This window comes from Haloferax sp. S2CR25, assembly GCF_031624535.1.
GTDB lineage: Archaea > Halobacteriota > Halobacteria > Halobacteriales > Haloferacaceae > Haloferax > Haloferax massiliensis.
Map to the genome: position 1 here is coordinate 333,175 of NZ_JAMQOO010000005.1, position 9,844 is coordinate 343,018.

The window sequence follows — 9,844 nt, forward strand, 5'->3', positions numbered from 1 at the left end:
CGGGTCTCGGAACCACCGACGAGTGACGGTCGCGAGTGGCGGACGGCCACCGGCGTCGACAGTCTGGTTCCGGCTCGACCACCCGGTGGCAAACGTTTTGTTCCGACAGCCGACAGGATAGCTGAATGGAGACGAGTCGATGGACGCCGCGGCAAAGCTGGCTGTTCGTCGTACTGAGCGGCATCGTCGCGACGGGAGTGGTCTCCGTATTCGGCCCGGCCGACGCTGGCGTCCCCGCGTCGGTGGCCGTCGGGGGCGTGGTCAGTCTCATGTTCGCGGTCGGCTACGCGGTCTCCAACGAGCGGGTGAAACAGGTACTCCTCGATTTGCTGTCGCTTCTGCCCTGAGACCGCCCTCCTGAGCGGCCCACGCCGTCACCACCCCTGCCGAAGCACGAAGGCGGCGTGCCCGAACACGGCCAGCAGGAAGGGAACCGAACCGGCGGGCCAGACGACGACCGTGCCGAGCGGAATCGCACCGAAAAAGAGCGCGGTCACGGCGAACCGAACCCACACCCAATCGGCCGATTTCGGCGTCGAATCCGCACGAATCGACACGTCGTGTCGTCGGAGCGTTTCGCGGAACCGGGATTCGACCCCGTCCGGAACGAGAAACATCGAGGGCTTGTTGACGACCGATTTCCCGTAGGACAGTCGGACTGCGGTCCGGTCCCTGAGGGTCACGAACCGAGCGGCTTCGACGTCCGCGAGCGACGTGGTCACGTCCTCGTCGCTCCGAAACAGCGAGGGGTCGCCCATGTGGTAGGTGCTTTCGAGCCCGCCGGCGTCCCCGTCGACCGTGACGCTCATGCGGACGAACCGCTCCGAACTCTGGAGGACTGCCGTCAGTATCACCGCGCAGTACATACTGTACACGAACGGGCCGCTGTCACCGGCCAGCGCCCCGAAAATCAGTAACGCGAGGGGAGCAACGGCGAACACGCCCCACCACAACACGCGGCCGAAGTCGACGCCGTTGAACGCGATTCGCATCGGGAGACCCCGCAGTCCGTTCACGTCCGCGGTCCACGCTATCTCGGGTTCGGTCTCGTTGGAATCGCTCACTCGTCATCGGATTGCGCGCGCTGGTATAATCCCCGCGGTACTCTCGGGGTGCCACTTCCGCGACCGTAGTTCGTCCGGCATTTTGTGCGGTTCTAATACTATTTTTTTCTGATATATCTTACATAATATTGTGTTTTGAATGATTTCTGTGAAACGTCGACTGACTCCTTCACACACGCGAACTGGTGTTCATACTCCGCGATATTTTAGGAAATAAGCCGTCTATCGGTTGAATATCAGCGGATACCATCTGGGTGGAACGCTCTCGACCGCGACGGAGAGCCTCTCGCTGTCATCGACGAGCGACACAATTTCCGACAGACGACAGTTCAAAAATCCAGCGGTAGAACGCTCCTGTCTGGAATTTTCGTATCGGTTGTATATCCGGTTGGAGATAACTCCTCCAGAGATTATTGCACTAACTATAAAATACTGAGTTAACAGTTTAACAACTTTTTTCGGCTTCGACCACCGTGACGTCGTCGCCTCCATTCCGATGTAGTTTCACTCGTAATGCGCCCATTACTAGCGCGATTCATCCTCGGGGGCTTACCTCCCGGGGCACGGACGGTGAAACGTGACAACGGGGGTCGATTCGAGCACGCCCGACTACCGTCCGGCTTGGGACTCGAAACACACTGAATTACAGATGTATCTGTGTCATCTCTCACATGTGTTCAGACCGATACCGACGTTATTACTGGTTTTTGGTAGTCGACGTCCAGTCTCGGTTCCGAAAGTATCACTCCGTTCGTCGAACACGCGGCGTGGTGGGCGCTCTGCGGGCCATTAACGCGGCCGGCCGAACACCGCGTTCGAACCGAACGAAGGCTCTATTTACGGCCAATCAAGGGACGTCCGGGCGTGTCGAGCACCCCCGCAGTGTCGCCGCGCCGTCGAAACGCGGCCCCGGGGGGGAACTGTTCGAAGCCGATTAGGGCTGGACCTGGTCGAGGGGGCGGATGAGAACTTCGTTGATATCGACGCGCGCGGGCTGGGTGACGACGAACGTGATCGTCCGCGCGATGTCCTCGGGCGCGAGCGCGTCCATCGTGCCGACGTAGTCTTTGACGTTCTTTTGGACCTCGTCGTCCGGGATGTGGTCGAGCAGTTCCGTGTCGACCGCGCCGGGTTCAATCGACGAGACGTGGATTCCGGCCTCGGCGACGTCGAGTCGGAGCGAGTCGCTGAACATCTTGACGCCCGCCTTCGCGGCGTTGTAGTGCGAACTGTTCGCCTGCAGGAACCGGCCGACGACCGACGAGAGGTTGACGATGTGGCCGCTTTCCTGTTCCATCATCGTCGGGACGACCGCGTGCGTGAGCGTGATGAGGCCGGTCAGGTTCACGTCGATGGTCGTCTGGAGCGTCTCGCGGTCCGCCTCGCCGATGTGCGCCAGCGGCATCAGACCGGCGTTGTTGACGAGGATGTCGATGCGACCGTACTCGTCGAGGGTCGCCTCGACGAGGTTGTCGATGTCGTCGTCGACCGTGACGTCTGTCGGGACGACGAGAGCGTCTCCGCCGTCGTCTTCGATGGTTGCGGCGAGCTCTTCGAGTTCGCCTTCGCGGCGGGCGGCGACGACGACGCTGGCACCGCGCGAGGCGAGGGATTTGGCGGTCGCGCTGCCGATACCCGACGAGGCGCCGGTGACGATTGCGACCTGCCCGTCCAGTTCCGAACCGAATTCTTCTGACATCACCTGTTAGTAGTCACCTTACTGGCTTCCCGGTTATGCTATCTGGAATGGGTGTTTAAGTAATCCCGTTCCCGAGCGCCTCGTCTCCCGGCGGTACCCGCGGTGGCGGTACGGTGACTCGGACCAGAAAACTCGGCTCCCGCGGTCGGTACGAACCGGGTTGCGGTCGCGTCTCGCAGAAAGGCTAAAACCGACCGCCTTGTGCCGTGCGGCGCTCGTCAGCGGAGCGTCACTGATCAAATCGCAATTGGTCGGACTCATCTCCGTGGTCGTGGTCGGCGTTGTCGACGCGATGCCTCGCTGATTGGGTTCGTCGGAAACTCAAGGTTGCTTCCGATGAGATTCGCCGTGGATGAGTCGGCAGAACGGTACGGCAGTCTTGGTTCCCTGTTTCAGTTGACTGTTCACTTAACCGAACAATTATGTCGGTGATGGGTGAGTGACGAGTACAGATGCGTACGAGGAACGCGTTCACCCGAGGGAAGATACTCGGACTCAAGGGCGTCGGCGTGTTCGCCGACCACCGGCGTTTGCTGTTATTCCCGCTTTTCATCGTCGCAATCGGGTCGGTCATCTTCGGGGGAATCTACGTCGGCTACGAGAGTCGGTGGCTCGGTCGTGTGCTGCCGGGCCTTCCGGCTGGGCTGCAGTTCGCGTTGCTCGTCGTGGGTGGTCTCGACCTCCTTCTCGTTTGTTCGGTCGTCGTCAACGCGTGGCTCGTGGCGTACGTGGCTCCCCTGCTTCAGACTGGCGAGGCGTCGTTCGGTACTTCCCTGTCACGCGTCGGCCGCGCGTGGCAATCGGTCTGCTTTCACGCGGCCGTCGTCGGCGTCATCGGTGGGCTGCTCACCATCCTTGAGCGTGACCGCGGGTCGGTCACGGCGACGCTCACCGCGACGGTGCTGTCTGCCTCGTTTACGACGCTTTCGTTCTTCGCCATCCCGTCGGCCGTGCTCGATGATGCAGGTGTCTTCGAGATGTATCGCCACAGTCTCCGGACCGTTCGGTCGAATCTCGGCGAGACACTCGTCGTCGCACTCGGTGTCAAGACTTTCTTCGCCATCCTCGGACTCGTCCCTCTCATTATCGGGCAACTCGGCGTCGGGATTGTCGTCTACCTCGGCGCGGCGGAGTTCCAGCAAATCGTTGGACCAGTAGTTGGGGCAGTCCCCGCGTCCGACCTCGTTCCCCTTCTGGGTGCGCTCGTGGTGTTCGGCTCGATGTTCCTCACGTGGACCGCAGGGACGGCCGTTTCGAGTGTCGCGAAGACGGGGCTATATCTTACCTACACGACTGACTACGAATTTATCGACATCTCGTCGCTCCCGACGGGGCGGTTCTTCGAGACACAACCGACTCACACGACGCCCATCTCAGACGCCTAAACGGCCATATAGTCTCTCGAATCGCGTTATCTGGACGTGCTGTTCACGATACTCGATTGGAGTCGCGAACGGGTGTCTCGGGTTCACGACTCCCAGTGACGGCATCCCTCTCCTGAGTTCGAGGAGTCGTTCGTGGCGTTGAGCGTCGCATCGTCGTTGTTCACAGCGCCCGGTGACCCGTACACGAAACTGCTCTGTTCGAACGTATTGTTGTGGATGGTGACGATATCAGCACCCTCGGGACCCGGACCACACAGCGGTGGTTCGAGCACTTCGATTCGGTGGCACATAGATACCAACAGGTTCAACTGACCGACTGCGCGCTGTATTCAGCACGGCCTCAGCAAACGATCAGCGGCAGAGGAGTTCAACGAGCTGTTCTCCCTAACAAATGACGGTGTTCCTTCTCCGGTGCTGGCGCATCACTAGACGCCGCGGTTTCGATTGGGTGAACTTGGGAGATGGACGGAGATTGGCAGGCGCTACTGAGAAGTTGATTCTTCCTCACCGATGCTGCAGCTAAGTCACGCATCAAAACCATCCTCCGAAACTGCGGGCCTTCAGCCGCGATATTTGATATAGCGAAATATGATTCATCATTAGAAACCGATGGCTGGCCGATGTTTTACTAAACCTCGTTGTCCAGATGCGACAACGATGCACTAGATAAAGTCAACTAATCAATATCTGTCGCCTACAAGCCGAAACCGAGACGCACAGAATCACCACGGGGCGAGTTCCGCTCTTTCCGCCGGTCGGTCCCCGGTCAGATGCGCCAGTTCAGCGAGTACGAACTGTCGGTCATGGTCTCGTTCGTCTCGGTACCGTTCGTCATGGTCTCGTTCGTCTCGGTACCGTTCGTCATGGTCTCGTTCGTCTCGGTACCGTTCGTCATGGTCTCGTTCGTTCCGGTGCTGTTCGTCGTCTCGTTCGTGGAACTCGAAGCCGACCTCGTCTGTTCGGCCGGTGTGCCCGTACCGGCCGTGACGGTTCCGCTCGTCAGTTCACTCAGCGGGGCCTGAATTGCATAGCTCGGCGTCTCGACCTGAATCGTGCTCTGCGCGTCGACCTGCACGAACTTCAGTTCGAGCGTGTACGTGCCGTCGGATTCGATTTCGGTCGCTTCGACCTGATCGGTCTGCGGATGGAACGCCCATGCCGTCTCGCCGGCGTCGAGTCGGTTGGTCTCGCCTTCGATGGTCCGAACCGTGTAGTCCCGGTTCGTATCGGACCCCGCAAGCGGGTAGTTGCGGTCGAGCCACGACTGGAAGCCTTCGTCGATGGCGTACACGTTCTCGAAGCCGGTCGAGAGCAGCATCGCCGCTCGGAGCGACGACAGGTGGTGCGGACAGTGGCAGTAGGTCACCACGCGGTCCGCCTCGTTCCAGTCGCTCGTGGGGTCGAGCGCACGCCCGTCCGGTGCAGGGCTGAGAACGGACCCGAAGATGTGAGAGACCTCGTATCCGGTCTCGCTGCGGGCGTCGACGAACCGCGCCTCCCCGCGCGCGTACCAGTAGTACGCGTCTTCGATGGGAACGAGCGGGACCTCGACGGTCACGCCTTGAACCTCTCGGGTGAGCGTGTCGTAAGCGCTCGTGTCGATAGACCGCTCTTCCGGCACGGTGTCGAACTCCGGCGGGTAACCGTCCGAGGGCTTGGAGTCGGTCGGCAAGTCGTCGCCCTCGCGTGGCCCACGCATCTGGTTTTCCGGCGCGGCCGTGGTCGTCTGCGTCGTCTGCGTGGAGGCGGAGGTGGTCGTCCGGGTTGTGGTCGTCGTCTCGTCCGAAGACCCGCTCGAACAGCCCGCGAGTCCGGCAATCGTCGCTGCACCGGTCAACTGAAGGAACCGTCTGCGGCTCGACTGTCGTTCTGTCATCACCAGCCACTACTAATCATCAGATGTTTATTATATACAGAATAAGGGTCGAGCGTCCTCGATATCTCTGGTGAGCAGTTCGGAGGCTGCGAACCTATCGGACCACTAAATCACCGCTCACGCGGTCTGCTTGAGAAACCGTTGCTCCCAGCGGCGGCGTTTTTCGACCGCGTCGCGGCCCTTGTCAGTCAGCGAGTACTCGTTGGTCCGTCCGTTCTTGCTCCCCTTGTTGACGAGGTCTTTGTCGACGAGCTCGTTCAGGTTCGTGTACACGCGACCCGTGAGCAGGTCACGCCCCTGTGTCTCTTCGAGTTCGGTCTTTATCGTCTGCCCAGACGAGTCGCTCATTCCTCGCACAACGAACAGTAAATCGCGTTGAATCGCGGTTAATTCGTGTACGCACATAGGAGATGCCACGAGCGCACCCTATATGAACTTCGGAGATAGTTGTGACCCTAAAGAGACCCTAGAACGGATGAAACGGTCGTTTCTCGGATTACACCCACCACAACGGACGTCGACCGTCCGAATAAACACATCATAAGCCGAAGCCGGTTCGGTCTCCCGAAGCGCGGTATCTCGCGGATTCGGGCGACTGCGCCAGCACGCCGCGACTGCCGACCGCCGGACGCCGCGCGATGACGGCCCTCCTCGGCCGCGGCCAGCCGGGAGCCAACTCGCCGTCGAGCGGTTTCTTACTCATCCCATAGTAAGGAACCCCGCAGCCTACTTGCGGAGTATGTTTGGAACGAGCGGCGTTCGAGGCCCCGTCGGCGAAGGCGTTACGGCGGAACTGACGCTCAGTATCGGCCGTGCCCTCGGTAGCGAGGTCTCCGGGCGCGTCGTCGTCGGCCGCGACGCGCGCGAAAGCGGGACGATGCTCGAACACGCATTCGTCGCCGGACTCATGGAGTGCGGAGCCGACGTAATCCGGCTCGGAACCCAACCGACGCCGTCTATCGCGCGCGCCGTCGAGTGGTTCGACGCCGACGCCGGCGCCGTCATCACCGCGTCGCACAACCCGCCGACCGACAACGGCGTGAAGCTCTGGGCCGCGTCCGGCCGGGCGTTCGATGCGGACCGGCGCGCCGCCATCGAGCGACGCATCGAAAACGAGGACTACCAGTTCGCCGCGTGGGACGGCGTGGGGTCCGAACGACGCCGGTGCGTGGAGGACCGCCACCGCGACGCGCTCACATCGAGCGTCGACCTCGACGACACCTGCTCCGTCGTCGTCGACATCGGAAACGGGACGGGACGGCTCACGGCGGACGCGCTCTCCGACCTCGGGTGTACGGTGTCGACGCTCAACGGCCAGCGCGACGGCCGGTTCCCCGCCCGTCCGAGCGAACCGACCGACGAGACGCTTCGGGGGCTCCAAGCCCACGTCGCCGCGACCGACGCGAGCCTCGGTATCGCCCACGACGGGGACGCGGACCGGATGATGGCCGTCGACGGCGACGGGAACTTCGTCGACGGCGACACGCTTCTCGCCCTGTTCGGGCGCGAGGCCGCGTCCGAGGGCGACCGAATCGCGGTTCCGGTGAACACGAGCCTCGCCGTCGACGACGCGGTTGCGACCGTCGGCGCGGACGCGGTCCGAACGCGCGTTGGAGACGTGTTCGTCGCCGAGAAGTGCGCCGAACCCGGCGTCGTCTTCGGCGGCGAGCCCTCCGGCGCGTGGATTTGGGCCGACGAGACGCCGTGTCCAGACGGCCCGCTCGCGGCGTGTAAGCTCGTGGAGTTCGTCTCGCGGCGCGGCCCGCTGGCAGACCTCGTAGACGGTGTCGACAGCTACCCGCTTCGCCGCGAGAGCGTCGAGACGACCGACAAAACGGGCGTCCTCGACCGCGTCGAGAGCGCTGTCCGCGAGGAGTACGACGACGTCGACATCGACGACCGCGACGGCCTTCGCGTCGAGACCGACGAAGGGTGGTTCCTCATCCGGGCGAGCGGAACGCAACCGCTCGTTCGGGTCACCGCCGAGGCGCGAACCGAAACGGCGACCGACCGACTGTTCGACGAGGCGCTGACCCTCGTCGAGTCCTGCGCCGACACCGTCCCCGCTTGAATCGGGGGGTCGGCCCTTGTAGGGGCTGGGCTCCGCGCAGCCGTTCGAAAAGAAACAACTTTGACAGTTCTGGGAGAAGGAGAGCCGTGCCCTCCCCAACCACGACGCGGCGACGACTCCTCGCGACCGGCGGAACACTGCTCACAGCGGCGCTTGGCGGTTGTTCACAGGCCCTCTCGGATTCGGAGACCGGCTCGCGGCAACTCGTCTTTTCGTTGTTCCCGTTCGATGGCTCGCTTCGAGAGCGGTACGTCGTGGACCTGGCCGAGACGCGACCTCCGTGGGACGAAGACGCGTTTAACACCACACTCAACGGCACGGAGTACACGACGCAGTCTCGTAGGCCGTTCCCCGCTCGGGGAGACGATACCCCGACCTACGCGCGGCGCAACGGGACGTACTACCACCTCGATGCGCTCGTCGTCGGTGAGGAGACTGTCACCCATCCGGTTCTCCGGTTGTTCGAAGTCGGCCGCACTGACAAGCTCGAACACGTCCCGGACCACGTCGCACATTCGTCGCTCCCCGAGGTCGACCAACAGGCGGTACAGGTCGCGTTCTTCGCCGCGCGAGCACGAGGCAACACCGGTGGCGTTCCGAACGGACTGGTCCAACGCGACGGTTACGTTTACCGGGACGACGACGCAGCGGGGGCGAGCGACCTCATCGGCGAACGCGGCGCGTCTCACGTCGAATATCGGGACATTATCTACGAAGTCGAACTCACCCGAGAGACGTTTCACGAAGCGGTCTATCGGGCCGACGTCGACCCCGTCGCCGAGTCTGCGGCCGAAATCGAGACGATTCTGCAGGCGGCGGTCCTCGACGCGCGGGTGACGCGAGAGGAACTCTCGCAGGCGGAGCGCGAGGTTCTCCGGCAAGCGACGGCCGAGCCGTACCGTGAGTCACACCCGTACTCGACCGCCTTCGAATCGCTCCTGAAAAAGCTCGGTCACTGGGTGTATCTCGATGGCAACGTCGAGAAAGACGCTGACGTCGACCCAGACCTCGAACGTCGGTTCCTCCGGTACGATGACCGCTACTTCAGTTACACACTCAGGTTCACCACCGAATGATGCGACCGGAGAGCCCGCTCTCACGGCCGAACACACAGTGAGTGGCGGCGCAGGGCGTTCAGTCAATCCCTCCGAGTAGTGCGCGCTTGAACTTCTGGGGGCGCATTCGCCTCGCGAACTGGTAACATACCGTAACGCGGCGAGGTTCGATACGGTCAGTTTTTGCGATAGTATAAAAAAGCTGAATATGTGAAGGCTGTGACTTTCTCGAATCCGTAACGTTCAGTGAAATGAACATAAATGGATACTCAATTCACCCGCCGTAACTTTCTCACCGCCTCCGGCGGACTCGCGCTACTTGGAACTATCGGGACTGGAAACGCGGCCGCGGCGTTCTCGCCGGGCGTCGTCGGGACCGCACCGTATCTCCGCGACAGACTCTACCCGACGATGGGCACCGACGAGGAGAACCCCACCCTCGTCGTCTACGTCAACTTCCTGTCGGACTCCTCGCAGTACTTCGTCCAGCACAACCTCGAAGACGTCGTCCGCGAGTACGTCCTCACCGGCGACCTCAACCTCGAACTCAGATTCCTCTCGTACCGCCCCGACGCTATCGACACCTACCTCGTCGGCGACGACGAGGGCGAAGCCCGCGCCGCCCGCGCGGCTCACGGCGTCTGGGACGTCGAACCCGAGAACTTCTGGCAGTTCTTCGAGTTCATGTTCTGGA

Annotated in this window: 8 protein-coding genes and 1 pseudogene; 5 read left to right on the plus strand and 4 right to left on the minus strand. The window is 62.0% G+C overall.

The window, feature by feature from the left end; translation table 11 throughout:
- The first annotated feature begins 125 nt into the window (after positions 1-125).
- A complete protein-coding gene (locus tag NDI65_RS14415) occupies positions 126-347 on the plus strand; it encodes a hypothetical protein (protein ID WP_042666572.1) in 222 nt (73 codons plus the stop codon).
- 27 nt (positions 348-374) lie between these two features.
- Here NDI65_RS14415 and NDI65_RS14420 read toward each other — a convergent pair whose 3' ends face one another.
- The gene (locus tag NDI65_RS14420; protein WP_226908783.1) at positions 375-1,064 is read right to left on the minus strand and encodes a hypothetical protein; all 690 of its coding nucleotides are present in this window, start codon (positions 1,062-1,064) and stop codon (positions 375-377) included.
- A gap of 934 nt (positions 1,065-1,998) precedes the next feature.
- Positions 1,999-2,763 (minus strand): SDR family oxidoreductase, encoded by a 765-nt coding sequence (locus NDI65_RS14425; protein WP_042666569.1) that lies wholly within the window; start codon positions 2,761-2,763, stop codon positions 1,999-2,001.
- 452 nt (positions 2,764-3,215) lie between these two features.
- Between NDI65_RS14425 and NDI65_RS14430 the strand changes: the two genes are divergently transcribed.
- A complete protein-coding gene (locus tag NDI65_RS14430; protein WP_089780934.1) occupies positions 3,216-4,148 on the plus strand; it encodes a hypothetical protein in 933 nt (310 codons plus the stop codon).
- Between the two features lie 766 nt (positions 4,149-4,914).
- Here the strand turns inward: NDI65_RS14430 and NDI65_RS14435 are convergent.
- Together NDI65_RS14435 and NDI65_RS14440 are read right to left on the minus strand one after the other, a co-directional pair.
- Positions 4,915-6,024: a rhodanese-like domain-containing protein gene (locus NDI65_RS14435; protein WP_310893772.1), complete on the minus strand. Its 1,110-nt coding sequence runs from the start codon at positions 6,022-6,024 to the stop codon at positions 4,915-4,917.
- 117 nt (positions 6,025-6,141) lie between these two features.
- A complete protein-coding gene (locus tag NDI65_RS14440; protein WP_082256491.1) occupies positions 6,142-6,372 on the minus strand; it encodes a PadR family transcriptional regulator in 231 nt (76 codons plus the stop codon).
- Positions 6,373-6,763: 391 nt separating this feature from the next.
- On the opposite strand from NDI65_RS14440, the gene glmM reads away from it, so the two are divergent.
- From glmM to NDI65_RS14455, 3 genes and pseudogenes are all read left to right on the plus strand, one after another.
- Positions 6,764-8,095 carry a phosphoglucosamine mutase gene (glmM, locus tag NDI65_RS14445; protein WP_089780936.1) on the plus strand — a complete coding sequence of 444 codons (1,332 nt, stop codon included), beginning with the start codon at positions 6,764-6,766 and terminating at the stop codon, positions 8,093-8,095.
- 86 nt (positions 8,096-8,181) lie between these two features.
- A complete protein-coding gene (locus tag NDI65_RS14450) occupies positions 8,182-9,171 on the plus strand; it encodes a hypothetical protein (protein ID WP_226908784.1) in 990 nt (329 codons plus the stop codon).
- Between the two features lie 240 nt (positions 9,172-9,411).
- Positions 9,412-9,844, plus strand: a pseudogene (locus NDI65_RS14455) (thioredoxin); the annotation flags it as partial.

Coding starts and splice junctions, on each gene's coding strand:
- NDI65_RS14430 (WP_089780934.1), top strand. CDS start 3,216: ATGCGTACGAGGAACGCGTTCACCCGAGGGAAGATACTCGGACTCAAG.
- glmM (WP_089780936.1), top strand. CDS start 6,764: ATGTTTGGAACGAGCGGCGTTCGAGGCCCCGTCGGCGAAGGCGTTACG.
- NDI65_RS14440 (WP_082256491.1), bottom strand. CDS start 6,372: ATGAGCGACTCGTCTGGGCAGACGATAAAGACCGAACTCGAAGAGACA.
- NDI65_RS14415 (WP_042666572.1), top strand. CDS start 126: ATGGAGACGAGTCGATGGACGCCGCGGCAAAGCTGGCTGTTCGTCGTA.
- NDI65_RS14425 (WP_042666569.1), bottom strand. CDS start 2,763: ATGTCAGAAGAATTCGGTTCGGAACTGGACGGGCAGGTCGCAATCGTC.
- NDI65_RS14435 (WP_310893772.1), bottom strand. CDS start 6,024: ATGACAGAACGACAGTCGAGCCGCAGACGGTTCCTTCAGTTGACCGGT.